The sequence below is a fragment of the Noviluteimonas lactosilytica genome, assembly GCF_020866925.1.
GTDB lineage: Bacteria > Pseudomonadota > Gammaproteobacteria > Xanthomonadales > Xanthomonadaceae > Noviluteimonas > Noviluteimonas lactosilytica.
In genome coordinates this window covers 563,501-588,831 of record NZ_JAJGAK010000001.1, presented here as the reverse complement: position 1 = coordinate 588,831, position 25,331 = coordinate 563,501, and the positions used below count along the sequence as shown (strand labels likewise).

25 protein-coding genes are annotated in these 25,331 nt (G+C 68.4%); 18 read left to right on the top strand and 7 right to left on the bottom strand.

Going from position 1 to position 25,331, the window contains the following annotated elements:
• Positions 1 to 62: 62 nt before the first annotated feature.
• Positions 63 to 2,114: a 3-hydroxyacyl-CoA dehydrogenase NAD-binding domain-containing protein gene (locus LK996_RS02895; RefSeq protein ID WP_230525669.1), complete on the bottom strand. Its 2,052-nt coding sequence runs from the start codon at positions 2,112 to 2,114 to the stop codon at positions 63 to 65.
• 205 nt (positions 2,115 to 2,319) lie between these two features.
• Between LK996_RS02895 and rpoE the strand changes: the two genes are divergently transcribed.
• The 18 genes from rpoE (at position 2,320) to LK996_RS02805 (ending at position 20,245) form a co-directional block, all read left to right on the top strand.
• Positions 2,320 to 2,937, top strand: coding sequence for an RNA polymerase sigma factor RpoE (gene rpoE / locus LK996_RS02890; RefSeq protein WP_230525668.1), 618 nt, complete (start codon positions 2,320 to 2,322; stop codon positions 2,935 to 2,937).
• Complete coding sequence (locus tag LK996_RS02885; RefSeq protein WP_230525667.1) at positions 2,934 to 3,845, top strand: sigma-E factor negative regulatory protein; 912 nt, start codon at positions 2,934 to 2,936, stop codon at positions 3,843 to 3,845. The genes rpoE and LK996_RS02885 overlap by 4 nt, the downstream gene beginning before the upstream one ends.
• 60 nt (positions 3,846 to 3,905) lie before the next feature.
• Complete coding sequence (locus tag LK996_RS02880; RefSeq protein WP_343225845.1) at positions 3,906 to 5,456, top strand: DegQ family serine endoprotease; 1,551 nt, start codon at positions 3,906 to 3,908, stop codon at positions 5,454 to 5,456.
• 66 nt (positions 5,457 to 5,522) lie between these two features.
• Positions 5,523 to 7,316 (top strand): translation elongation factor 4, encoded by a 1,794-nt coding sequence (lepA, locus tag LK996_RS02875; protein WP_230525666.1) that lies wholly within the window; start codon positions 5,523 to 5,525, stop codon positions 7,314 to 7,316.
• Between the two features lie 44 nt (positions 7,317 to 7,360).
• Positions 7,361 to 8,158 (top strand): signal peptidase I, encoded by a 798-nt coding sequence (gene lepB, locus LK996_RS02870; RefSeq protein ID WP_230525665.1) that lies wholly within the window; start codon positions 7,361 to 7,363, stop codon positions 8,156 to 8,158.
• Positions 8,159 to 8,192: 34 nt separating this feature from the next.
• Positions 8,193 to 8,573: a DUF4845 domain-containing protein gene (locus tag LK996_RS02865; RefSeq protein ID WP_230525664.1), complete on the top strand. Its 381-nt coding sequence runs from the start codon at positions 8,193 to 8,195 to the stop codon at positions 8,571 to 8,573.
• Positions 8,557 to 9,231: a ribonuclease III gene (gene rnc / locus LK996_RS02860; RefSeq protein ID WP_230525663.1), complete on the top strand. Its 675-nt coding sequence runs from the start codon at positions 8,557 to 8,559 to the stop codon at positions 9,229 to 9,231. The genes LK996_RS02865 and rnc overlap by 17 nt, the downstream gene beginning before the upstream one ends.
• Before the next feature lie 10 nt (positions 9,232 to 9,241).
• The gene (gene era, locus LK996_RS02855; RefSeq protein ID WP_230525662.1) at positions 9,242 to 10,138 is read left to right on the top strand and encodes a GTPase Era; all 897 of its coding nucleotides are present in this window, start codon (positions 9,242 to 9,244) and stop codon (positions 10,136 to 10,138) included.
• Between the two features lie 3 nt (positions 10,139 to 10,141).
• Entirely contained in the window at positions 10,142 to 10,870 is a 729-nt protein-coding gene (gene recO, locus LK996_RS02850) for a DNA repair protein RecO (protein ID WP_230525661.1), read from the top strand.
• A gap of 227 nt (positions 10,871 to 11,097) precedes the next feature.
• Positions 11,098 to 13,122, top strand: coding sequence for a translocation/assembly module TamB domain-containing protein (locus LK996_RS02845; protein WP_230525660.1), 2,025 nt, complete (start codon positions 11,098 to 11,100; stop codon positions 13,120 to 13,122).
• 28 nt (positions 13,123 to 13,150) lie between these two features.
• Entirely contained in the window at positions 13,151 to 13,819 is a 669-nt protein-coding gene (locus LK996_RS02840; protein WP_230525659.1) for a YdbL family probable chaperone protein, read from the top strand.
• 191 nt (positions 13,820 to 14,010) lie between these two features.
• The gene (gene rlmD, locus LK996_RS02835; protein ID WP_255656223.1) at positions 14,011 to 15,342 is read left to right on the top strand and encodes a 23S rRNA (uracil(1939)-C(5))-methyltransferase RlmD; all 1,332 of its coding nucleotides are present in this window, start codon (positions 14,011 to 14,013) and stop codon (positions 15,340 to 15,342) included.
• A 37-nt stretch (positions 15,343 to 15,379) separates the two neighbouring features.
• Positions 15,380 to 16,378, top strand: coding sequence for a beta-N-acetylhexosaminidase (gene nagZ, locus LK996_RS02830; protein WP_230525658.1), 999 nt, complete (start codon positions 15,380 to 15,382; stop codon positions 16,376 to 16,378).
• On the top strand, positions 16,375 to 16,932 hold the full coding sequence (locus LK996_RS02825) for a hypoxanthine-guanine phosphoribosyltransferase (protein ID WP_230525657.1): 558 nt from the start codon (positions 16,375 to 16,377) through the stop codon (positions 16,930 to 16,932). The genes nagZ and LK996_RS02825 overlap by 4 nt, the downstream gene beginning before the upstream one ends.
• Before the next feature lie 2 nt (positions 16,933 to 16,934).
• Positions 16,935 to 17,687 carry an S-methyl-5'-thioinosine phosphorylase gene (locus LK996_RS02820; RefSeq protein WP_230525656.1) on the top strand — a complete coding sequence of 251 codons (753 nt, stop codon included), beginning with the start codon at positions 16,935 to 16,937 and terminating at the stop codon, positions 17,685 to 17,687.
• A 112-nt stretch (positions 17,688 to 17,799) separates the two neighbouring features.
• On the top strand, positions 17,800 to 18,006 hold the full coding sequence (locus LK996_RS02815; RefSeq protein WP_036169005.1) for a cold-shock protein: 207 nt from the start codon (positions 17,800 to 17,802) through the stop codon (positions 18,004 to 18,006).
• Positions 18,007 to 18,086: 80 nt separating this feature from the next.
• Positions 18,087 to 19,691, top strand: a complete 1,605-nt coding sequence (locus LK996_RS02810) for an acyl-CoA dehydrogenase family protein (RefSeq protein WP_230525655.1) — start codon at positions 18,087 to 18,089, stop codon at positions 19,689 to 19,691.
• 44 nt (positions 19,692 to 19,735) lie between these two features.
• The gene (locus LK996_RS02805) at positions 19,736 to 20,245 is read left to right on the top strand and encodes a hypothetical protein (protein ID WP_230525654.1); all 510 of its coding nucleotides are present in this window, start codon (positions 19,736 to 19,738) and stop codon (positions 20,243 to 20,245) included.
• 9 nt (positions 20,246 to 20,254) lie between these two features.
• Here the strand turns inward: LK996_RS02805 and LK996_RS02800 are convergent, their stop codons facing one another.
• From LK996_RS02800 to LK996_RS02775, 6 genes are all read right to left on the bottom strand, one after another.
• On the bottom strand, positions 20,255 to 20,686 hold the full coding sequence (locus tag LK996_RS02800; RefSeq protein WP_230525653.1) for a hypothetical protein: 432 nt from the start codon (positions 20,684 to 20,686) through the stop codon (positions 20,255 to 20,257).
• A gap of 164 nt (positions 20,687 to 20,850) precedes the next feature.
• A complete protein-coding gene (locus LK996_RS02795; RefSeq protein ID WP_230525652.1) occupies positions 20,851 to 21,444 on the bottom strand; it encodes an HD domain-containing protein in 594 nt (197 codons plus the stop codon).
• An 8-nt stretch (positions 21,445 to 21,452) separates the two neighbouring features.
• A complete protein-coding gene (locus LK996_RS02790) occupies positions 21,453 to 23,228 on the bottom strand; it encodes an ABC transporter transmembrane domain-containing protein (protein WP_230525651.1) in 1,776 nt (591 codons plus the stop codon).
• Complete coding sequence (locus tag LK996_RS02785) at positions 23,228 to 23,815, bottom strand: IMPACT family protein (RefSeq protein ID WP_230525650.1); 588 nt, start codon at positions 23,813 to 23,815, stop codon at positions 23,228 to 23,230. The genes LK996_RS02790 and LK996_RS02785 overlap by 1 nt, the downstream gene beginning before the upstream one ends.
• On the bottom strand, positions 23,812 to 24,630 hold the full coding sequence (locus LK996_RS02780; RefSeq protein WP_230525649.1) for a hypothetical protein: 819 nt from the start codon (positions 24,628 to 24,630) through the stop codon (positions 23,812 to 23,814). Before LK996_RS02780 ends, LK996_RS02785 begins: the two co-directional genes overlap by 4 nt.
• On the bottom strand, positions 24,627 to 25,190 hold the full coding sequence (locus LK996_RS02775) for an RNA polymerase sigma factor (RefSeq protein WP_230525648.1): 564 nt from the start codon (positions 25,188 to 25,190) through the stop codon (positions 24,627 to 24,629). The genes LK996_RS02780 and LK996_RS02775 overlap by 4 nt, the downstream gene beginning before the upstream one ends.
• Positions 25,191 to 25,331: the final 141 nt, after the last annotated feature.

The window sequence follows — 25,331 nt, the reverse complement described above, 5'->3', positions numbered from 1 at the left end:
AAGCGAAGGTCGGACTCCCGTTTCCCGCTTTTCGTTTCCCGTTTCCCGCTTCCCGTTTTGCTTCAGCGCAACGCCGGCGAATCCCACCCCGCGCGCGGTGCAAAACGCGCACCGTGCTTCGCTTCCAGCGCGCGCAGGCGTGCGAGGAGGACATCGGCGCCGACGCTGCGGATGTAGGCGATCGGGCCGCCGCGGAAGGGGGCGAAGCCCGTGCCGAAGATGACGCCCGCGTCGAGCAGGTCCGCGTCGGCGACGACGCCGTCGTGCAGTGCGGCGACCGATTCGTTGAGCAGCGGCAGGATCAGGCGATCTTCGAGATCGTCCGGCGCCTTGTAGTCCTTCGGCAGTTCCGGCTTGCGCGGCTTGCCTTCTTCCCAGGTGTAGAAACCCTGGCCGTCCTTCTTGCCGCGCTTGCCCGATTCGAGTTTGTTCTCCAGGCCCGCGGGAATCGGCAAGCCGAGGAAGGGCGCGAGTTCGCGTCCCACGCCCGCCGCAACGTCGAGGCCCACCGTGTCGACGAGTTCGATCGGGCCCATCGGCATGCCGAACTTCACCGCAGCCTTGTCGATCGCAGGACCGGGGATGCCGTCCGCGTACGCGGCCATCGCTTCGAGCATGTAGGGGAACAACACGCGATTGACGAGGAAGCCCGGCGTGCCCGCGACGGGCACCGGCAGTTTGTCGATCGCGCGGCAGAACGCGGCCAGGCGCCGTTCGGTGTCCTGCGCCATCGCATCGTGGTGGATGATCTCCACCAGCGGCATCATCGCGACCGGGTTGAAGTAGTGCAGTCCGCCGAAGCGCGCAGGATGCGCGAGGTGGTCGCGCAGTTCGGTGAGCGGGATCGACGAGGTGTTGGTGGTCAGCAGCGCATCGGGCTTGAGGTGCGGCTCGACCTGCGCATACAGCGCGCGCTTGGCTTCCGGGTTCTCGATGATCGCTTCGATCACCAGGTCCGCGCTCGCCGCGCCTTCGCCCGACAGGTCGCCGCGCAGGCGCGCCGCGACCGCGGGACGCTTCGCCGCATCCTTGACGCGCTTGTCGAACAACGCCTGCCCGCGCGCGAGACCCGCATCGATGAAACGCTGCTCGCGATCGGCGAGCGTGACCTCGAAGCCCTTGTAGGCCGACCACGCCGCGATGTCGCCGCCCATCACCCCGGCGCCGACGACATGCACGCGCACGATGCCGTGGTCCTTGCCGCCGAGTCCCTTCAGGCGCTCCTGCAGGAAGAACACGCGGATGAGGTTGCGCGCAGTCGGCGTCGAAGCGAGTTTGACCACCGATTTGCGTTCGGCGGTGAGCAGCGACTGGATGCCGCCGCCGCTGCGACGCCACGTTTCGATCATCGAATACGGCGCGGGGTAGTGATCCTTGCGCGCCTTGCGTGCGACTTGCTTGACGAGCATCGGCGCGAGCAGTTGCCGCGCGGGCCACGTGTTGGTGAGCCATGCGAGCGCGCGCTGTTGGAGCGGACGCGTCGTGCCCTTGCGCGCGAGTTCGATCGCCGCGTCCGTGAGCATCGCCGGTTCGACGACCTTGTCGACGAGACCCATCGCCTTCGCCGCCGACGCCGACAACGTGCGGCCCGTCAGCATCATGTCGAACGCGGCCGGCGCGCCGACCAGGCGCGGCAAGCGCACGCTGCCGCCCCAGCCCGGATAGATGCCGAGCTTCACTTCCGGCAGGCCGATGCGCGTCGACGCATCGTTCGATGCGACGCGATAACGACAGGCGAGCGCGATCTCGGTGCCGCCGCCCATGCAATGTCCGTGGATCGCAGCGACCGTGGGGCAGCGCAATTCAGCCAGGCGCTGGAACACCTGCTGGCCGCGGCGGATCGCATCGGCGACCGTGCCCTTCTGGTCGAACGACTGGAACTCGCGGATATCCGCGCCGGCGATGAAGCCGGCAGGTTTGGCCGAACGCACGACCAGGCCTTTCGGCGGATCGAGTGCGAGGCGTTCGACGATCGCGTCGAGTTCCAGCAACACGTCCTGCGCGAACGTGTTCACCGGCTGTCCGTCGCGATCGAAGCTGAGCACGACGATGCCGTCGGCTGCGGATTCGGCGCGCCAGTGGCGGAAGCGCAATCCGTCGAGACCAGCGAGCATGCAGGCCACCATCCGTGAGGGTACGGGGAAGATCGTATGATCCGGGCGTCGTTTGACTGGCGTCAATGCCGTCCCCATTAAAGTCCCGTGAACCCGTCAGCCGCGCCCGTCGCCCAGCGCACGGCGCGTTGAACTTTCCAGCCGCGGGCTTGTCCCAAGGCCCGGCCCCTGGCCGAGCCGTCATTACAGGAGATTCGGCACGGCCATGGCCACCGAACACGAATCGCAGGAACTGGACCAGGCGCTGGTCGCCCGGGTGCAGCGCGGCGACAGCGTTGCGTTCGATCTGCTGGTGCGCAAGTACCAGCATCGGGTGCAGGCGTTGATCTCGCGTTACATCCACGACTGGAGCGAAGTCCAGGACGTCGCCCAGGACACCTTCATCCGCGCTTATCGCGCGATCGGGAACTTCCGTGGCGATGCGCAGTTCTACACCTGGCTCCACAGGATTGCAGTCAACACAGCGAAGAACCACCTTGTCGCACACAACCGCCGACCGCCGACCGACGACATCGACGTCACCGACGCCGAACAATTCGATTCGGGCATCCGCCTGCGCGACACCGACACACCGGAGCGCGAGCTGATGCGCCAGGAAATCGAGAAGACGGTGATGCGCGTGGTCGACCGGCTCCCGCCGGAACTGCGCGAAGCCATCACCCTGCGCGAAGTGGACGGACTGAGCTACGAAGACATCGCCGAGCGGATGCAGTGTCCGATCGGCACCGTGCGTTCGCGCATCTTCCGCGCACGCGAAGCCATCGACGAAGAATTGCGTCCCCTGCTCGAGACCGAACCGAAACGCGAGCGTGCCAGCCGATGAACACCACGCATAACAGTCATCCCCCGGGTTCCAGCCACCCCGCGTCCGATCGCGAAGCGCTCAGTGCGCTGTTCGACGGCGAACTCGTCGGCGACGCCGCGCGCTTCGCGCTCAAGCGCCTGGACCACGACCAGGCCTGGCGCGACTCCTGCGAACGCTGGCAACGCATCGGCGATGCGCTGCGCGGGCAGGGCGCTTCGGCGTCGTTCCCGCAGCGCGTGCACGACGCGGTACGCGCCGATGCGATGCGCTCCGATGTTGCGAACCACGCCGCGCCCGCCGTGCAGCAACGCAGGCAGTTCCGCTGGGGCAGCGTCGGGCTCGCGGCGTCGGCCGCGCTCGTTGCGTTCTTCCTCGCGCGCATGCCGATGAGCGGCGGTGAGGCGACGTCCGACGTGCAGGTCGCCACCGCGCCCGCGACGCAGCAACCCGCGCAAGCCCCCGCACAGGCGCCGTCGGCGCCGGACCCCGATTTGCAGCAGGCGACCGCCGCGGTCGCCGCGGTCGCCGCCGCGCGCCCGATGACCGAACGCATTGCGCAACGCTCGCGCAACGTCGAACGCGGCCGCGCCGCGACGGATCGCATCGTGGGCACCGCGGTCGCCGCCAACGATGCGCCGATCACCGGCGAAGTCGCGCAACCCGTGCGCATGGTCGCCAACGGTGCGCCGGAAGCGACGACGAGTGTCGCGCTAGACACGCCCGCGCAGACGGCGGCCGGCGGTGCATTCACGCCCGCGACCGTCACGCGTCAATGGCCGCGCGCGGTATTGCCGCAGCTCGGCGGCAGCGGCGCGGTCGCGGCGGACTACACGTCGGCCGGCCCCACGTTCTATCCGTTCACGCCGCCGCCGTCGCTGGAGCCGGCCGATGCGGCGAACGACGACACGCCGCCGCCGCAGCCGTAACGCATTCGCCGCACACCCGACATCCCGTCCACAACGATTCCAATCGAGGCCCCGGTCCCGATGCGCACTCCGTATCGCAACGTCATTCTCGGCAACACCACGCTTCGCAACTCGCTGCTCGTCGCGGCCACCGCCGCCGCCACGACCGCGGTGTTCGCGACGACCAGCCTGTTCGCACAGAACGCGCCGCAGGCGCCCGCGCAGGGCACCATCGCCGCGCCCGCGCCGCAGATGGTGACCGGACTTCCGGACTTCACCCATCTCGTGGATTCGGTCGGCCCCGCGGTCGTCAACATCGAAGCGAACATCGGGGGCGGCAACCAGCAGCGCGCCAACCCCGCGATGGACGAAGACGAGGAGATGCCGGAGTTCTTCCGCCGCTTCTTCGGTCCCGGCCTGCCGATGCCGCAGCAACCGCCTGGCGGCGGTCGCGAGCGCGGCGTGTCGATGGGCACCGGGTTCATCATTTCCGGCGACGGTTACGTGCTGACCAACCACCACGTCGTCGATGGCGCGGACGAAGTCACCGTGCGCCTGTCGGATCGCCGCGAGTTCAAGGCGAAGGTCGTCGGCAGCGACGAGCAGTCCGACGTCGCGCTGCTGAAGATCGCCGCGAACGGCCTGCCGATGCTGCGCGTCGGCGATTCGCGTTCGCTGCGCCCGGGGCAGTGGGTGGTCGCGATCGGTTCGCCGTTCGGCCTCGATCATTCGGTCACCGCGGGCATCGTGAGTGCGGTCGGTCGTTCCAATCCGTATGCGAACCAGCAGTACGTGCCGTTCATCCAGACCGACGTCGCGATCAACCGCGGCAACTCGGGCGGTCCGCTGCTCGACACGCGCGGCCAGGTCGTCGGCATCAACTCGCAGATCTTCAGCAACTCCGGCGGCTACATGGGCGTGAGCTTCGCGATCCCGATCGACGTCGCGATGAACGCGGTCGACCAGCTCAAGAGCAAGGGCCGGGTGAGCCGCGGCCTGCTGGGCATCGGCCTGGAAGGCATCGACAACGAACAGGCGAAGGCGCTCGGCCTGCCCGACACGCGCGGCGCGCTGGTGCGCGAAGTGCAGCCGGGCAGCGGCGCCGCGAAGGCCGGCGTGCAGCGCCTCGACGTGATCCGCGCGTTCAACGGCACGCCGATCGAGGACGCCTCGTCGCTTCCGCCGCTGGTCGGTGCGATGCCGCCGGGCGCGAAGACCACGCTGACCATCATGCGCGACGGCAAGTCGCGCGACGTCACCGTCGTCCTCGGCGAACTCGCCGCGGCCGAACCGCGCGCGATCCCGGCATCGGCCGCGCCGGCGCCGACCTACCGCAATCCGCTGGGCATCGTCGGCGAAGCGGTCGACCCGACCGAGCGCCGCCGCATGGGCCTGCAGGACGACGAGGGCGTGGAGATCGCGCGCATCGAAGGCCTCGCCGCGCGCCGCGCCGGCCTGCAGCCGGGGGACATCATCCTCGCGGTCGGCCGCAACTCGGTCGGCTCGGTGGCGCAGCTGGACCGCGAACTGTCAGGACTGAAGCCGGGCGACACCGCCATGCTGCTGGTCCAGCGCGGCGGCAGCAGCCGCTACATCGCGGTTTCCCCGCGCGCCGCGGCACAGGACCAATGATGCAGAAGGGGCGGGGGTAGGCGCTGTGCGATAATGCCGCGCTTTTTTCACGGCCCCCGCCTCCTGATGCAGCACATCCGCAACTTCTCCATCATCGCCCACGTCGACCACGGCAAGTCGACGCTGGCCGACCGCATCATCCAGCTCTGCGGCGGGCTCGAAGCCCGCGAGATGGAGGCGCAGGTGCTCGACTCGAACCCGATCGAGCGCGAGCGCGGCATCACCATCAAGGCGCAGTCCGTCTCGCTGCCTTACAAGGCGAAGGACGGCGTCACCTACCAGCTCAACTTCATCGACACGCCGGGCCACGTGGACTTCAGCTACGAAGTCTCGCGTTCGCTGGCCGCGTGCGAAGGCGCGCTGCTCGTCGTCGACGCCGCGCAGGGCGTGGAAGCGCAGTCGGTCGCCAACTGCTACACCGCGGTGGAGCAGGGCCTGGAAGTCGTGCCGGTCCTCAACAAGATCGACCTGCCGACCGCCGACGTCGATCGCGTCAAGAAGGAGATCGAGGCCGTCATCGGCATCGACGCCGAGGACGCGGTCGCGATCAGCGCCAAGACCGGCCTCAACGTCGCCGACGTGCTCGAAGCGATCGTGCAGCGCATCCCGCCGCCGAAGCCGCGCGACACCGACAAGCTGCAGGCGCTGATCATCGACTCGTGGTTCGACAACTACCTCGGCGTCGTCAGCCTCGTGCGCGTGATGCAGGGCGAACTCGTCCCCGGCACGAAGATGCTCGTGATGTCGACCGGTCGCACGCACCTGGTCGATTCGGTCGGCGTGTTCACGCCCAAGCGCAAGGTGCTGGCGAAGCTCGGCGCCGGCGAGGTGGGCTGGATCACCGCGTCGATCAAGGACGTGCATGGCGCGCCGGTCGGCGACACGCTGACGCTTGCGTCGGATCCGGCGACCAAGCCGCTGCCCGGCTTCCAGGAAATGCAGCCGCGCGTGTTCGCGGGCCTGTTCCCGGTCGACGCCGAGGACTACCCGGCGCTGCGCGAAGCGCTGGAGAAGCTGCGACTCAACGACGCCGCGCTGCGCTTCGAGCCCGAAAGCTCCGAGGCGATGGGCTTCGGCTTCCGCTGCGGCTTCCTCGGCATGCTGCACCTGGAAATCGTGCAGGAGCGCCTGGAGCGCGAATACGACCTCAACCTGATCACCACCGCGCCGACGGTGATCTACGAAGTGCTCAAGACCGACGGCTCGACGATGCCGCTCGACAACCCGGCCAAGTTGCCGCCGGTGAACACGATCGAGGAAATCCGCGAGCCGATCATCCGCGCGAACGTGCTCACGCCGCCGGACTACGTCGGCAACGTGATCACCCTGTGCGAGGAAAAGCGCGGGTCGCAGATCGGCATCACTTACATGGGCTCGCAGGTGCAGATCAGCTACGAGCTGCCGATGGCGGAAGTCGTGCTCGACTTCTTCGATCGCCTGAAGTCCGTGTCGCGCGGCTACGCCTCGCTCGACTACCACTTCGTGCGCTTCCAGGCCGGCCCGTTCGTGCGCGTGGACACGCTGATCAACGGCGACAAGGTCGACGCGCTCTCGATCATCACCCACCGCGCGCACGCCGATCGTCGCGGCCGCGACCTCACCGAGAAGATGCGCGAGCTGATCCCGCGGCAGATGTTCGACGTGGCGATCCAGGCCGCGGTCGGCTCGCAGATCATCGCGCGCAGCACGGTCAAGGCGCTGCGCAAGAACGTGCTGGCCAAGTGCTACGGCGGCGACGCCACCCGCAAGAAGAAGCTCCTCGAGAAACAGAAAGAGGGCAAGAAGCGGATGAAGCAGGTGGGACGCGTCGAGATCCCGCAGGAAGCCTTCCTCGCCGTCCTGCAGGTCGATAACAAGTAAGCTTCGCCCAACCAAGGCCCGGAGCGGGCCCCGAAGGAGCCGGCATGGTGTGGTTCGAAACGATCCTGGTGGTGCTGACCCTGCTCACCGGGATCATCTGGCTGGTCGACAAGCTCTTCTTCGCCAAGGCCCGCCGCGAGCGCGCCGGGTTGCTGGACGAACGCGAACCGATCCTCGTCGATTACTCGCGCGCCTTCTTCCCCGTGCTCGCCATCGTGCTGGGGCTTCGCAGCTTCGTCGCCGAGCCGTTCCGCATTCCTTCGAGCTCGATGATGCCGTCGCTGCTGATCGGCGACTTCATCCTGGTCAACAAGTACGCGTACGGCCTGCGCCTGCCGATCAACAACAGGAAGTTCCTGGAGATCGGCCAGCCCAAGCGCGGCGACGTGGTGGTCTTCCGTCCGCCGCACCACCCGGACCAGGATTGGATCAAGCGCGTGATCGGCCTGCCGGGCGACACGATCGCCTACCGGGACAACACCGTGTTCGTGAACGACGTCCCGCTGCAGTACCAGCCGATCGGCGACTATGTCGGCAAGGGGCAGGGCGCGGACATGACCGGCGCGGGCCTGTTGCAGGAAGACTTGCCGGGGCGGCCGCACCCCGTCCTCGAACGCGGCGATTCCCCGTTCTCGATTCAAGGGGAAGGGGAATGGACGGTGCCGCCCGGACACTATTTCGTCATGGGCGACAATCGTGATAATAGCGAGGACAGTCGTTTCTGGGCCGTGCACTTCCTGCCGGAGGAAAACCTCCGCGGAAAGGCATTCCTGATCTGGCTGAACTGGGACAGCGAAGCGGGCGGCGTGGATTTCTCGAGGATCGGCTCGAGCATTCCGTAAGGGGCGCTGCATACACATGGGGAAGGGGAGCAACATGAAGCGCAATCAAAGCGGCATCACGCTGTTGGGATTCATCCTGATCCTCGGCGTGGCGGGCTTGTTCATCTACGTCGGGATGAAGGTGGTCCCGATGTACCTGGAGTTCTTTTCGGTCAAGAAGTCGATGGACGGCCTCGCACTCGAGCCGGGCATCAACAACGCGACGCCAGACCGCATCAAGAGCCTGTTCTTCCGCCGCCTTTACGTGAACTACTCGGACAACGTGAAGCCGGAGAACGTCAAGATCGAGCGCGCCGACGGTGGCTGGCACATGACGGTGTCGTACGAAGTGCGCCGCCCGATGATCTCCAACCTCGACGTCGTCGGTAACTTCGTCGCCGAGAAGGACCTGACCCACGGTGGTCCGGCAGACTGACGCCTTCCGCCTGCCCGGATACGACTTCGTCGATCCGGGCCTGCTGGCGCAGGCGCTCACGCACCGCAGCGCCGCGCCGCTGCACAACGAGCGCCTGGAGTTCCTGGGCGACGCGCTCGTCAATCTGATCGTCGCCGAAGCCCTCTACCAGATGTGGCCGAAGGCCGACGAAGGCACGCTCACCCGCGCCCGCGCCGAACTCGTGCGCGAGTCCGCGCTCGCCGCGATCGCGCGGCACATGGATCTCGGCGCGCATCTCGTGCTCGGTCCCGGCGAAATGAAATCGGGCGGACACCGGCGCGATTCGATCCTGGCCGACGCGGTCGAAGCGATCGTTGGCGCGATCCACCTCGACTCGGGTTACGAAGCCTGCCGCGCCGCCGTGCTGCCGTGGTTCGACACCGCCATCGCCGCGCTGCCGCCGCCCAACAAGATCGGCAAGGACGCGAAGACCCGCCTGCAGGAATGGCTGCAGGCGCGCGGCAAGCCGCTGCCCGTCTACAAGCTCATCGGCGAAAGCGGCGACGAACACGCCAAGCGTTTCCGCGTCGCCTGCACGACCACCGATCCCCCGTTCGAATGCGAGGGCGAAGCCACTTCGCGCCGCGCGGCAGAACAACTCGCCGCGGACTGCGTGCTGGAGCTGATCGGGGTCTAGAATTCCCGCCATGACCAACTCCCCCCACCGCGCCGGCCACGTCGCCGTCATCGGCCGCCCGAACGTGGGCAAGTCGACCCTCGTCAACGCCCTCGTCGGCTTCAAGATCAGCATCACCTCCAACCGGCCGCAAACGACGCGCCATCGGCTGCTCGGCATCGCGACCTTCCCGCACGGCCAGCTGATGCTCGTCGACACGCCCGGCCTGCATCGCGAACAGAAGCGCGCGATGAACCGCTGGATGAATCGTGCCGCGCGCGGCGCGCTCGAAGGCGTCGACGCCGCGTTGCTCGTGATCGAAGCGCCCCGCTGGGACGACGAAGACACGCTCGCCTACGACGCGTTGAAGCAGGCCGGCGTGCCGGTCGTGCTCGCGGTCAACCAGGTCGACCGCGTCAAGGACAAGACCGCGCTGCTGCCGTTCCTCGCGGAGATCGCGAAAGACCGCGACTTCGCCGCCGTGCATCCGATCTCCGCGTTGAAGAAGAAGGGCCTGGAGCCGCTCGTCGACGACCTGCTCAAGCTGATGCCCGAACAACCGCCGCTCTACGGCGAAGACGAAATCACCGACAAGAGCCAGCGCTTCCTCGCCGGCGAACTCGTGCGCGAACAGTTGATGCGCCTGCTCGGCGCGGAACTGCCGTACGCGACGACGGTGGAAATCGAGAAGTTCGAACTCGACGGCAAGATGTGGCGCATCAACGCCGTCATCTGGGTCGAGCGCGACGGGCAGAAGGCGATCGTGATCGGCAAGGGCGGCGAACGCCTGCGCGAGATCGGCAAGCGCGCGCGCGAGCAGATGGAGCACCTGTTCGACGGCAAGGTGTTCCTGGAGACCTGGGTGCGCGTGCGCGAAGGCTGGTCGGACGACGAAGCCGCGCTGCGCACGCTCGGATACCACGACTGACGCGTGCGCATCGCCGGCGAAGCCGCGTACGTCCTGCATACGCGTCCGTGGCGCGAAACCAGCCTGCTGGTCGAAGTGCTCGGCGAACAACAAGGCCGACTCGGCCTGATCGCACGCGGCGTGCAGGGCCCGAAACGCCACGTGCTGCGCGCCGCGCTGCAACCGATGCAGCACATCCGCCTCGACGCGGTGCTGCGCGGCGAGCTCGCGCAATTGCGCAACGCCGAAGCGCTCGACGCCGCGCCGTTGTTGCAGGGCGATGCGACGCTCGCCGCGTTCTACGTCAACGAACTCGTCCTGCGCCTCGCTCCGCGCGGCGATCCGCTGCCCGAGTTGTACGACGCCTACGGCGAGATGCGCGCGGGCCTCGGCAGCGACGCGCCGATCGCGTGGACGCTGCGCCGCTTCGAGCGTGACCTGCTCGATGCGCTGGGGTTCGGCCTCGCGCTCGACGTCGATGCGGACGACGTGCCGATCGATCCGGCCGCGCGCTATCGCCTCGATCCCGAACAGGGCGCGCGCCGCGTGCGCCTCGATCGCGGCCAGGGCGATCGCGACACGGCCGCGACCGGAAGGGCGCTGCTCGCGCTCGCCGCCGATGTGCAGCCCGATGCGGAAGACCTTGCGAGCCTGCGGCGTGCGATGCGGGTCGTGCTCGCGCATCACCTGGGGCCGAAGGGGTTGAAGTCGTGGGACATGTTGGTGGAGTTGGGGCGGTTGGGGTCGCGGTGAGGGGGCGCAGCGCCGGAAACGGGGAAACGGGAAACGGGAAACGGGAAACGGGAAACGAGGAGCGGGAGGGAAAGGACGTCGGTCCTCGTTGTCGAATAGCCGAAGGTCGATCTTCGGCGTATCGAAAGCCGGCATCGACGAACGTTCAACTCCCGTTTCCCGCTTCTCGTTTCCCGTTTCCCGCTCCCCGTTTCCCTTTTCCCGCTGCTGACCGCATCCTCCGCCCGATGCCCCTCCACGCGCGCCGGTTCGCCCTCTTCGCCTTGCTGGCCTTCGCCGGCATCGCGCACGCGCGCACGCTCGAAGCGGACATCGCGAAGATCCGCCTGCCCATCGCGACGCTCGACGACGTCCACGTCCAACTCGACTGGCCGGCGAACGCCGCGCAAGGCACGCTCGTCCTCCACGCCGGCCGCGTGCAGGCGCCCGATCTCGCGCTCGATGCACGCAATCTCGCGTGGACCTGTCCGCTGTCGCGCGTCGACGCGCACGGCTGGCAATGCGACGGCGTGCTGCGCGCGGGAAGGCAATCGTTCCGCCTCGCCATCGCGTTCGACGAAGCCGCGACGAAGGCGACCCTGTCGCAAGGCCGCGGCACGCTCGCCGTGCAACGCGACACCGCGACGCCCGACCTCACGCGCATCGATCTCACGCGCGTACCGATCGCGTGGGCGCAGGGCCTGCTGTCGAAGAGCTGGGCCGACGCGCGCCTGCAGGGCGGCACCGTCGACGGTCGCATGAACGTCGAAGCGCCGACCCGGGGCCCGCTGCGCATCGCCGGCCGCTTGCAGGCCGCTGGCGTGAAGCTCGAAACGCTGGATGCGAGCGTCGCCGCCGACAACCTCGCGGGGACGTTCGACTTCGACTATCGCCTGTTCGATGCACCGCGACCGTCGTTGCTCACGCTCGACGGCACGCTGCGCGGCGGTGAAGTGCTCGCGGGCAGTGCCTACGTCGCGTTACCGACATCGCCGATCCACCTCGCGATCACCGGCGAACAACGCGATGGCATCGGCTGGTCGCTCCCTTCGATCGCATGGACCGACGGCAACGTGCTCGACGTGCGCGGCCGCGCCGCGTTCGCCGAAGACGCGACGATGCGCCTGCTCGACGTGAAGCTGCGCAGCGAAGACCTCGCGCCGGTGCGCGACCGCTATCTTTCCGGCCCGCTCGGCAACGCGGGGCTTGGCGACCTCGAAGTGTCGGGCGCACTGGAAGGCCACCTCCACTTCGAAAACGACGCGCTGCAATCCTTCAGCGTCGTCCCGCACGCCGTCGACATCTACGATCCGACCGCGAAGCGCTTCACCTTCCACGGCCTCGACGGCGAACTGCGTTTCTCGCGCACCGCCCCCGTCGACAGCGCGCTGTCGTGGCGCGACGGTGCGTTGTACGGACTCGCGTTCGGCGCGGCGCGCTTGCCGATGCGCAGCGAAGGCGGCGCGATCTCGCTGGTCGAAGCGGTGCCCGTGTCGTTCCTCGACGGCACGCTGCGCTTCGAGAACATGACGTTGCGCCCGCCGGCGGACGGGCAGGGCGCCGATGCAGTGTTCGCGCTGGAAGTCGAAGGCCTGGATGTCGGCAAGATCGCGACGACCTTCGGCGCGCCCGCGTTCCGCGGCAAGCTCACCGGCCGCCTGCCGCGCGCGCACTACGCGAAGGAACGGCTCGACTTCGAAGGCGGCCTGTCGCTCGCGGTGTTCGACGGACGCGTGGACGTGTCGTCGCTGTCGATGGAACGCCCGTTCGGCGTTGCGCCCACCGTTGCTGCCGACCTGCGCCTGGAAGACCTCGACCTGCTGGCGCTCACCGAAGTGTTCGACTTCGGCAGCATCACCGGGCGCCTGGACGGACGCATCGACCAACTCCGCCTTGTCGACTGGAGCGTGACCGCCTTCGACGCCGACCTTCACACCGACACGGCCGCCAGGGGGCCGCGCCGCATCAGCCAGCGCGCGGTGCAGAGCATCTCGAGCGTGGGCGACGCGTCCTTCGTCTCCAGCCTGCAGTCGCAGCTGATCGGCCTGTTCGACGATTTCGGCTATCGCCGCATCGGCATCGGCTGTCGCCTCGCGAACGAAGTCTGCACGATGCGGGGCCTGCATTCAGCCGGCGACACTTTTACTATCGTGGAAGGGGCGGGCATCCCGCGCCTGAGCGTCGTCGGCATCCACGACAACGTCGATTGGCCTACGCTGGTGGACCGCCTGTCCGCGGTCGCCGGCGGGGAAGTGACACCCGAAGTCCGCTGACACCCAACCACCGCAAGGGGAGTTCCCGATGTTTTCCACCCGCCACGCACGCCGCCGCAAACTCGCGCCCACCGCCGCCGGCTTCGCCTCCATGGTGCTGCTCAGCGCGTGCGTCACGATCAACGTCTACTTCCCCGCCGCCGAGGCGAAGGAAGCGGCGAAGGAATTCGTCGAGAAGGTGATCGGCGACGAACTGCCCAACGGCGTGAAGCCGGAAGCCAAGCCGGAAGAATCGAAGCCGGAAGCCGACAACAAGCCCAACGGCGGCGGCATGGCCAGCCTCCTGCGCCGCATCGACCCGCTGAGCCTCGTCGGCATCGGCACCGCGCATGCGCAGGCGCAGCCCGACATCACCATCAAGACGCCCGCGATCCAGGCGATCCAGGCGCGCATGGCGTCGCGCTTCGACGCGACCTTGCGCAAGGGCTTCGACATGGGCGCGCTCGGCTTCAGCAAGGACGGCCTCGTCGTGCTGCGCGATCCGGGTTCGCTCGAACTGAAGGACCGCGTCGGCATGCAGAAGGCCGTCGCCGACGACAACCGCGATCGCGCGGCCGTCTACAAGGAAATCGCGGTCGCCAACGGCCACCCCGATTGGGAAAAGAACATCCGCACCGTGTTCGCCAAGCAGTGGGTCGACAGCGCCCGCGGCGGCTGGTGGTATCAGGATGCTTCGGGGGCTTGGAAGCAGAAGTAAGGCGTAACAGCGGGAAGCGGGAAACGGGAAACGAGAAGCGGGAAACGGGAGGGAAGACTTCGCTTCGGCCGATACGCCATCGGCCGAAGTGGGCGCTGATCTCCCGTTTCCCGCTTCTCGTTTCCCGTTTCCCCGCTTTACGACCAAGGGATGGGACAATCACCGCCCCCACGCCTACACCGAAGTCCCGCTTGGCCCGCCTCGACCAAACCCCCTTCGAAGTCCAGATCACCGACCTCACCCATGACGGCCGCGGCGTCGCCCGCCGGCCCGATCCGAAGTCGGAAGGCCACGGCAAGGCCGTGTTCGTCGCAGGCGCCTTGCCGGGCGAAACCGTCGTCGCGCAGCAGACCGCGCGCCATCGCAGCTTCGACGAAGCAAGAACGCTCGACGTGCTCGTCGCGTCCCCGGATCGCGTGCCCGCGCGCTGCCCGCACTTCGGCACCTGCGGCGGTTGCGCGCTGCAGCACCTGGACGAAGCGAAGCAGATCCACGCCAAGCAGCGTGTGCTGCTGGAGAACCTCGAACGTATCGGTCACGTGACGCCGGAGTCGGTGTTGCCGCCGCTCGTCGATGCGGCGTGGGGCTATCGCCGCAAGGGCCGCTTTTCCGTGCGCCGCGTGGAGAAGAAGGACAAGACGCTGGTCGGTTTCCGCGAACAGGATCCGCGCTTCGTCGCCGACCTGCGCGAATGCCACACCACGATCCCGGAGATCGGCTTCAAGGTCGCCGCGTTGTCGGCGCTGGTCGACGGGATGGACGGTCGCCGCGACATCCCGCAGATCGAGTTCATCGCGGGCGACGACACCATCGCCCTCGTGTTCCGCCACCTGCAACCGCTGTCGCCGCGCGATCTCGCCGCGCTCGAAGCCTTCGGCAACGAACATGATTTCGCGATCTTCCTGCAGCCCGGCGGCATCGACACGGTGCATGCGCTCGGTCACTCGGCGAAGCTCGCCTTCACGCTGCCGGCGTGGGACCTGGAACTGCTGTTCCGTCCGCTCGACTTCATCCAGGTCAACGCGGGCTTGAATCAACGCATGATCGCCAATGCGCTCGATTTGCTCGACGTGCAGTCGGGCGATCGCGTGCTCGACCTGTTCTGCGGCCTCGGCAACTTCACGCTGCCGCTCGCGCGCACCGCGGGCGAAGTGGTGGGCGTCGAAGGCGACGCGGGCCTGATCCGCCGCGCGCGCGAGAATGCCGAGCACAACAAGCTCGGCAACGTCGACTTCCACGCCGCCGATCTGGCCCAGGACCTCGCCTCGCACGCGTGGATGCGCGCGGGCTTCGACCGGCTGTTGCTCGACCCGCCGCGCTCCGGCGCCGACGTCGTGCTGAAACAACTTCCCCTCGACGGCCTGAAGCGCATCGTCTACGTGAGTTGCCACCCCGGTTCGCTGGCGCGCGACGCCGGTTACCTCGTGAACGAGCGCGGCTGGAAGCTGCGCGCGGCGGGCGTGATGGACATGTTCCCGCACACCGCGCACGTGGAGAGCATCGCGATGTTCGAACCGCGCTGACCGCTATGATCGACCCCTCTCGCAAGGAATCCATCGCATGCTCGTGATCGGCATCGCCGGCACCGAACTCACCGCCCGGGAGCGCGACTGGCTCCAGCACGACGCGTGCGCCGGCGTGATCCTGTTCACCCGCAACTTCGCCTCGCGCGTGCAGGTCGCCGAGTTGTCGCAGGCGATCCGCGAAGCGGCGCCGCGCCCGCAGCTGGTGTGCGTCGACCAGGAAGGCGGCCGCGTGCAGCGCTTCCGCGACGGTTACAGCGCGCTGCCGTCGCTCGACCAGTTCGGCAAGTTGTACGGCCGCGACCCCGACGGCGCGATCGCGCTCGCCAAGGAACACGCGTGGCTGATGGCGAGCGAAGTGCGCGCCAGCGGCGTGGACCTGAGCTTCGCGCCGGTGGTCGACCTCGGGCGCGGCAATCGCGCGATCGGCGATCGCGCGTTCTCCGCCGAGCCGCAGATCGTCGCCGAGTTCACCCGCGCGTATGTCGAGGGCATGCACGCGGCCGAGATGGCGGCGACGCTCAAGCACTTCCCCGGCCACGGCTCGGTGCTCGAAGACACGCATTACGACGACGCGATCGACAAGCGCACGCTCGACGAGATCCGCGCGCTCGACCTCATGCCCTTCGTCGCCGGCATCGACGCCGGCGCCGACGCGGTGATGATGGCGCACGTGGTGTATCCGCAGGTCGCGCCCGAACCCGCCGGCTATTCGAAGGTGTGGATCGAGGACATCCTGCGCGCCGAAATGGGCTTCAAGGGCGTCGTGTTCTCCGACGACATCGGCATGGCGGCGGCGTTCTCCGCCGGCGGCGTCAAGGCGCGCATCGATGCGCATCTGGATGCCGGGTGCGACGTCGTGCTGGTGTGCGCGCCGGACCTCGTCGCCGATTCGCTCGCCGCGGTCGAAGGCCGCAAGCTCAACACGATGGCGCTCGCCGGCCTGATCGGTCGTGGTCCGCTCGCGTGGGAAGGCCTGCTCGCCGACACGCGCTACCAGGACCTTCACGCGCGCTTCGGCGGCGACATCGCATGAGCCGGCCGACGCTCGCCGATGCGTTGAAGCGGTCGTCGATCGTCCACGACCGCCGCGCGATCGAGACCGCGATCAGCGCGATGTCCGTGCGCATCCGCAACGACTTCGCGGGCAGCGTGCCGGTGTACCTGACGGTGATGAACGGCGGACTGCCGTTCGCCGGCGCGCTCGCGCTCGAACTCGGCGCGCGCGGGCTCGACCTCGAATTCGATTACCTGCACGCCTCGCGCTATCGCGGCGCGACCTCGGGCGGCGAAGTGACCTGGAAGCATCGTCCGGCGACGCCGTTGCGCGGCCGTCGCGTGCTGCTGGTCGACGACATCGTCGACGAAGGCCACACGCTCATGGCCGTGCGCGAATGGGTGCGCGGGCAGGGTGCGCAGGACGTGCGCATCGCCGCGCTCGCGGTGAAGGCGCACGACCGCTGCGTGCCTGGCCTCGTGGCCGACTACTCCGGCCTCGTCGTGCCCGATCGCTACGTCTACGGCTACGGGCTCGACTACTACGAACAGGGCCGCAACCTGCCGGCGATCTACGCCCTCGACGAGGAATGAGCATGCACCACGCGGACCTTGCGCTCGCAGTGATCGGCGGCACCGGCGTGTATCGCATCGCCGAACTGACGGACGTCGAAAGCCACCTGCCGGAAACGCGTTACGGGTTCCCGTCGGGTCCCTTGCGCGTGGGCCGCATCGATGGCCACCGCGTGGCCTTCCTCGCGCGCCACGGCGAAGAACACGGCGTGCCGCCGCACAAGATCAACTACCGCGCCAACCTCGTCGCGTTGCAGATGATCGGCGCCACGCGCGTGCTCGCGCTCAATACGGTCGGCGGCATCACCGAGCGCTTCGGCCCGACCGTGCTCGCCTGCCCGGACCAGCTCATCGATTACACGTGGGGTCGCATCTCGACGCTGAGCGAAGAGCCCGGCACCGACGTGCTGCACGTCGACTTCGGCGATCCATACGCTCCTGCGTTGCGCGCGCAGATCCTCGCTGCAGCGCAGCGAAGCGGCGTCGCACTCGTCGACGGCGGCTGTTACGGCGCGACCCAGGGCCCGCGCCTGGAAACGAAAGCCGAGATCGCCCGCATGCGCCGCGACGGCTGCGACCTGGTCGGCATGACCGGCATGCCCGAAGCGGGCCTCGCGCGCGAATTGGGCCTGCAATACGCGTGCCTCGGCATCGTCGCGAACTGGGCCGCGGGCTGCGGCGACGAAGCCGAGATCACGATGGCCGAGGTGCTCGCGAACGTTGAAACCGCTTCCACCGGCATCCCCCCGCTGTTGCGTTCGATTTTGGCCGGGTGAGGTCCGCTTCACCTCTGTTGCCAACCGTTCACGCTCATGCATACTCGGCGCGTGCGCAAGGATGCCCCCGCGCCTGTGCACGTCACCGCATCCAGACGAGGTCAGACAGGTTATGCAGTACGGCACCGTGAAGTGGTTCAACGACGCGAAGGGTTTCGGGTTCATCGCCCCGGAAGACGGCAGCGCCGATGTGTTCGTGCATTACTCGGCGATCAACTCCAAGGGTTTCCGCAGCCTCCAGGAAGGCCAGCGCGTCAGCTATGACGTCGTCCAGGGTCCGAAGGGCGCGCAAGCCGCAGGCGTGGTTCCCGTCGCCTGAGCGACGCGGCGCCAACGCGTCCTCGAAAGCCCCGCGAATAGCGGGGCTTTTTTATTGCGGGTCGGGGTAGGCTGCGTGCGATGGCCGACGCCCCTGCCAACCAACCGCCCGAGTTCGCCCCGCGCGACCTGTGGGCCGACGATGCCGCGTTGCGCGAAGCCCTCGCGCGCGAAGGCGCGGGTGCCTTCGCCGAACGCGTCGCGGTGTACGGGGCGCTCGCCGGCGACGTGCTGTACGCGCTCTCGTTCGACGCCCACCGCGACCGCCCGCGCCTGCGCACGCACGACCGCTTCGGCGCGCGCATCGATCGGGTCGAGTTCCACCCCAACTACCACCTGCTCATGCAGGCCGCGATCGAACACGGCGTCGCCGGCCTGTCGTGGCAGGAGCAGCCCGCGCCCGGCGCGCACGTCGCGCGCGCGGCGCTGAGCTACCTGCACCACCAGGTCGAACCCGGCACGAGTTGCCCATTGACGATGACGCACGCGGCGATCCCCGCGCTGCGCCGGCAACCCGCGCTCGCCGAATGGGCCGACAAAGCCGCGGCACCGCACTACGACCCGAGCGAACTCCCGATCGCCGACAAGCCCGGCGTCACCATCGGCATGGGCATGACCGAGAAGCAGGGCGGATCCGACGTGCGCGCGAACACCACGCGCGCGGTGCCGCTGGAGGGCGACGACTACGTGCTGACCGGGCACAAGTGGTTCTTCTCCGCGCCGATGTCCGATGGCTTCCTCGTGCTGGCGCAAGCGCCGGGTGGACTCACGTGCTTCCTGTTGCCGCGACGCCTCGCGGACGGATCGAAGAACGCGTTCACGCTGATGCGTTTGAAGGACAAGCTCGGCGACTGGTCGAACGCGTCTTCCGAAGTCGAATTCCAGGGCGCGCGCGCCACGCGCGTCGGCGAAGAAGGCCGCGGCGTCGCGACCATCCTCGACATGGTGATGCTCACGCGCCTGGACTGCATGCTCGGCTCGGCAGCGGAGATGCGCATGGCGCTCGCGCACGCGCTGCACCACGCGCGGCATCGCAGCGCGTTCGGCAAGTTGCTCATCGACCAACCGCTGATGCGCAACGTACTCGCCGATCTCGCCATCGAGAGCGAAGCCGCGCTCGCGCTGTCGATGCGCGTCGCCCGCGCCGTCGACGCCGCCGAACGCGACCCGCGCGAAGCCGCCCTCGCGCGCATCGGTACCGCGATCGGCAAATACTGGATCTGCAAACGCGCCCCGGCCTTCGTCAACGAAGCGCAGGAATGCCTCGGCGGCGCGGGCTACGTCGAAGAATCGATCCTGCCGCGCCTGTATCGCCAGGCGCCGCTCAATTCGATCTGGGAAGGCAGCGGGAACATCCAGTGCCTCGACGTGTTGCGCGCGCTGCACAAGGAGCCGGAAACCGCGGAAGCCTTCTTCGACGCACTCTGGACCGGACTGCACCCCGCGCTCGACGTCGAGATCACCCGCCTGCGCGAATGGCTCCGCGCGCCCAACGAGGCGAGTGCGCGCACGCTCGTCGAACGCATGGCGCTTGCGTTGCAAGCGTCGGTGCTGCTGCAGGCCGATGCGGCGATCGCGCCGATGTTCGTCGAGAGTCGACTGGCGGGCGCGCATGGCCTCGCGTTCGGCACGTTGCGCCCGAACGACGCGACCTTCGAAGCCATCCTCGCGAGAGCGCTGCCGTGAAGCAAAAACAGGGGTCAGAGCACTATTTCCAGCGGGCTCGCACGGTGCCGAAACAGTTCGCGGCGATGATGCTTCTGCTGCTGTGCGCGGGTGTTGCCGGGCAACCGGCTTCGGCATGCGGCTTCCTGTTCGACACCGTGGACGCGAGCGAATCGGGCATGGGCGCGGCGTTGCTGCTCAATGAAGACATGCTGGTGGTCACGTCGGACGGCTATCGCATGGTCGACTGCCGGCGCGGCGGATGGCCCGTCTGTTTTACGTCCCCGTACATGCGCCTGGCGATTCCTGAAGTCGCGACGGAGGACTGGTCGGATGATGGCACCCGATACGAGCGGGCCTCGCAACGCACGGTGAAAGTCGGCGAGCGCGATGTGCCGGTCGCTGTCATCCGCTCCGTGCAGGAGAACGGCGGATTCGAGTTCTACTACTCGGATGTCGATGGACTCGTGGGTTGGAAGCACGACTACGTCGCGCTCGATGGCGAACGCGTCAGCGACGTGCTGTGGTTCCAACCGAAGCAGCCAGGTGAATCGGGTTGTCGATTGAAACGGTAACTCCGCGTCCTAGCGCCCGTACGCCGTCCCGTTCCACCGATACATCGCGGACTCCGTCGGCCCGCCGACTTCGATGTCGGGCCATCCGTCGTGCTTCGTCGCATGCGGCAACGCGACGCCTGCGCTTTCGATCAACACCACCCACTTGTCGCCGTCGCGCCGCAACAGCGTGACGTGCTCACCCGCGGCGCCGTAGCAGAACGAACTGCTCTCGCGCACCCAGGCTTCGCGAGTGCCATCGCCGTTCAAGTCCTGCAACTCGATGCTGCCGGGCGAGTAGGCCGCGGTCGGCGGATCTTCTTCGCAACGGACCCAGCGCGCGCCCTGCGGCTTGTAGCCCGCGGCTTCGAAGATCGCGACGGAGTCGGAGAAGGAAGGGTTCTGCGCGAGCGCGGGGCCCACGCACGCGACGACCAGGAGGGCGAGGGGAGACAGGCGCATTGCACGTGCTCCGCGCGGGTGTCCGAATCTGCGCCGACGGGGGCGCGTCGGCAAGTGAGGAACGGGGCAAAAACAGGGGCAAAAACAGGGGTCAGAGCACCATTTCCGCGGGAAATAGTGCTCTGACCCCTGTTTTTGCCCCTGTTTTTGCCCCTGTTTTGCTTTCAGGCGCCGAAGAAGCCTCGAGCACGCGCGTCTTCGAGTTGCGGCGCTAGCCATTCCCACAATGCCGGGCAGCCGGCGGCGATCGGCGGGCCGACCTTGCCGATGACGCGTTCGTACGCGATGCCGTTCTCGACCCAGCTGCCGCCGCCGTTGGCGAGGTTCAGCAGTACGGGCATCGCGCGGTCGGCGGCGTGGGCGAAACGCGCTTCGGGGGTTTCGGCCGTTTCGAATTCTTCCCACAGGCCGAGGAAGCGTGCGCCGTGTGCGTTGGGCAGCATGCCGAAGATGCGTTCGACGGCCACGCGCTCGGCGGCCTTGCGTTCGGCCAGGCCCGTGTCGTCGTAGACGATGGTGTCGCCGGTGTCGATCTCGCCGATGTCGTGCACGAGCAGCATCTGCATCACGCGATGCACGTCGACGCCGGGGTCGGCGAACTCCGCCATCGCGCCCGCGAACAGCGCGATCTGCCAGCTGTGCTCGGCGGAGTTCTCGTAGCGGTCGAGGCCGACGGGCTTCGACTTGCGGGTGACGCCCTTGAGGCGATCGAGTTCGAGGATGAAGTCGACTGCGTACTGGATAGAAGCGGGTTGCATCGAGAAGGTCAATCGAGGAATTGGAGTTTCGCGAGATCCGCATACAGCCCGCCCTGCGCGAGCAGTTCCGCATGCGTGCCTTCCGCGACGATGCGCCCGCGATCCATCACGACGATGCGGTCGGCCTTCAACACGGTCGCCAGGCGGTGCGCGATGACGAGCGTCGTGCGGCCTTGCATCAGGTTTTCGAGCGCGTGCTGCACGGCGCGTTCGCTCTGCGCGTCGAGCGCGGAGGTCGCTTCGTCGAGCAGCAGCACGGGCGCGTCCTTCAACAATGCGCGCGCGATGGCGATGCGTTGCTGCTGCCCGCCGGACAGGCGCGCGCCGCGTTCGCCGAGTTCGCTCGCGTAACCCTGCGGCAACAACGTGACGAACTCGTGCGCTTCGGCGGAACGCGCGGCCTGTTCGACATCGGCGTCGCTCGCTTCCAGGCGCCCGTAGCGGATGTTGTCGCCGGCGCTGGCGGCGAAGATGGTCGGCGCCTGCGGCACGAGCGCGATCGATTCGCGCAGCGACGACGGATCGAGCTGGCGCAGGTCGACGCCTTCGATGCGGATCGTGCCCTGCTGCGGATCGTGGAAGCGCAGCAGCAGCGCGAACACCGTGCTCTTGCCCGCGCCCGACGGGCCGACGAGCGCCACGGTTTCGCCGGGCCGCACGTGCAGCGAGAAACCTTCCAGCGCGGGCGCATCGGCGCGCGAGGGGTAGTGGAACACCACGTCGTCGAAATCGATGGCGCCGCGCACTGGAGACGGCAGCGGCGTCGGATTCGCGGGCGCCACCAGTTCGGCGCGTTGCATCAGCAGGTCGTTGATGCGCCCCATGCCGCCGGCCGCGCGCTGCACTTCGTTCCAGACTTCCGCGAGCGCACCGACCGAACCGCCGCCGAGCATCGCGTACAGCACGAACTGCCCGAGCGTGCCCGCGCTCATGTCGCCGGCCACGACATCGTGCGCGCCGGACCACAGCACGATGATCATCGCGCCGAAGAACGCGGTGATCGCGACCGCGGTGACGATCGCCTGCATGCCGATGCGGCGGCGCGCGGTGGCGACGGCGCGCGCTACCGCGTCGACGAAGCGCCCGCGTTCGTAGGGTTCGCGCGCGTGCGACTGCACGGTGCGGATGTTGCCGAGCACTTCGCTCGCCAGCGCATTCGCGTCGGCGACGCGGTCCTGGCTCTGCCGCGACATCTTCTGCAGGCGCCGGCTGCCGATCACGATCGGCGCGACGAACAACGGGATGCCGATCATCGTGTAGGTCGCCAGCCGCGGGCTGGTCACGAACATCATGCCGATGCTGCCGAGCACCATCACGAAGCTGCGCAGGGCGACCGAGATGCTCGACCCCACGAGGCTGCGCAACAATTCGGTGTCGGCCGACAGGCGCGAGACGAGTTCGCCGCTGCGCGTGGTCTCGAAGAACGCGGGATCCAGGCCGAGCAGGTGCGAATACAGGCGTTCGCGCAGGTCGGCGACGACGCGTTCGCCGAGCAGCGAGACGAAGTAGAAGCGCGCCGCCGTCGCCAGCGCGAGCGCCGCGGTCACGCCGAACAGCATCGCGAACGTCGCGTCGATGTTGGTCGCGCTGCGGAAGCCCTGGTCGATCATGCCGCGCACGGCGACGGGCAACGCGAGCGTCGCGGCCGACGATGCGCACAGCGCCAGCAACCACGCGACGAACAACACGCGCTGCCGGCGGACGAAGGGCCACAGGCCGCGCAGGCTGATCAACTTGCCCTTGGCCTGCGCGGTCTTTTCGATATCGGTCGAGGGGGAAGCCATCAGCCATTGTCCCCGATGCGGGCGCGGTTGCGGGTCGCGTCGCGCAAATGCGTGGCCAATGCGTCGACGCGATCGGCCGGCAGGCGCACCCGCACGCGCAGGCCGCCCGCGTCGAAGGCGTCTTCGAGCCGCTGCGCACCGTGCGCCGCGAGGGCCGCGTGCACGGCGCCGGTGTCTTCGAACGGCGCGCGGATGTCGAACTCGCGCATGGCGATCAGCGGCAGGCGCGGCGCGGTGCGCAGGCATTCGGCCGCGGCGCCGCCGTAGGCGCGCACGAGCCCGCCCGCGCCGAGGTTCACGCCGCCGTACCAGCGCGTGACCACGACCATGACGCGATCGAAGCCCTGGCCGTCGATCGCCGCGAGGATCGGGCGGCCTGCCGTGCCCGCGGGTTCGCCGTCGTCGCTCGAGCGGTATTCGGCGCCGATGCGATACGCCCAGCAGTGGTGCGTCGCAGGCGTGCGAGCGAGCTCTTCGAGGAAGGCAAGGGCGTCGGCCGGCGATTCGACGGGCGTTGCCTGCGCGAGGAAACGGCTGTGCTTCACCTCGATCGCATGCGAGGCGGGGCCGGCGAGGGTGTCGCTCATTCCTCGAGCGCGCGCAGATCGTCGGGGATCGCGTGGCCCGGGTAGCGATCGCGGAAGGCCTTGAGGCTTTCGCGTGCGGCGTCGGCATGGCCGTCGCGCACGAGTTCGCGGATGCGTTGCAGCCAGGCGTCGCGCACCGCGGGACTTTCGGTGGTCGCGGGCGGCACGACTTCTTCGTCGGCTTCGGCGAACTCGGGCTCGGCGCGCTGGCGCGCGGACTGCGCGGCGGCGTCGGCGCGTTCCATCGCCTGCATCGGCGGGGAGGGCGGGGGCGGCGCGGCAGGCGCGGCCATCGCGGCAGGCGGCGCGGGATGCACCGCTTCGTCGAGCACGACCGGCCCTTCGATCGCGAAGGCCTGCGGCTTGCGCTGCGCATCGGCCGGCGTCGCCGAACGGATGCGCGCACGCTGGCGCGGCGCGGCGGCTTCTTCGGCCGGCGGCGGCGTGGGCATGTTGAGCGCGCGGGGCGCCACGGGGCGCGCGCGCATCGGCGGCGGCGCGCGATACTCGACGCCTTCGTCGTGCTCCAGCACCTGCGTCGCTTCCCGCGGCGCTTCCGGCACGGGGTGCAACTGCCACGCGATGCCGCATGCGATCGCGAGCGATGCCGCGAAGCCGAGCGTCGCCGGCCACTTCGACACCTTGCGACGCGGCGCCACGGTCGGGCGCACGGCCGCATGCGCCGCCGCGAGGATGTGCGAATCCAGCGCAGCCGATGGCTCGCCCTGCGGCCCGATCTTCGACAGGCGCCGCGCGAGCGCGCGCTCTTCCGGCGTCAGGCCGGTGTCGCTCGCGTTGTCGTCGTGCGTGCTCATGCGTCGTCCGATCCCAGTCCCGCGCGAAGCTTGTCCATCGCGTAGCGCAGGCGCGATTTCACCGTCTCCCGACCGGCGCCGGTGATCGCGCCGATCTCTTCCAGGGTCAGTTCCTGTTCGAGGCGCAGCACCACCACCTCGCGTTGTTCCGGCGGCAGCGCATCGAGTGCGAGCTGCAGCCGCCGGCGTTGTTCGAACTCCGACAATCGCCGCTCCGGCGTGTCGGGGTCGGGGATGCGCGCGGCGCGCTCGTCGGCGTCTTCCGGCGCGGGCGGGCGGTACTTCGACGCGCGCCAATGATCGCCCAGCCGATTGTGCGCGATGCGATAGAGCCACGTGGCGAAGGCGGCCTCGGGCACCCAGCTGGTGCGCGCGATGATCACCTTCTGCCAGACGTCCTGGAACAACTCGTCGGCCAATGCGCCATCGCGTACCTGCCGCAGCAGGTACCGGTAGAGACGGGTGCGATGGCGGCCGTACAACTGCTCGAACGCGGCGCCGTCGCCGGCCACCCAGTCCAGCATCAGCTGCTCGTCGCTGGTCGGGGCCCCATCGTCCATGGCGCGCAGCGTACGGGCTGGCGCGGGGGCGGGGAAGCGGCCGGTGGATGCGATGGCGAAGGTCGTCGTGGATGCGCTCACCCGGTGACCAACGTTCGACGGTGGCCGATGGGGTTCCGGATTCGCCCGCCTTTTCCGTTC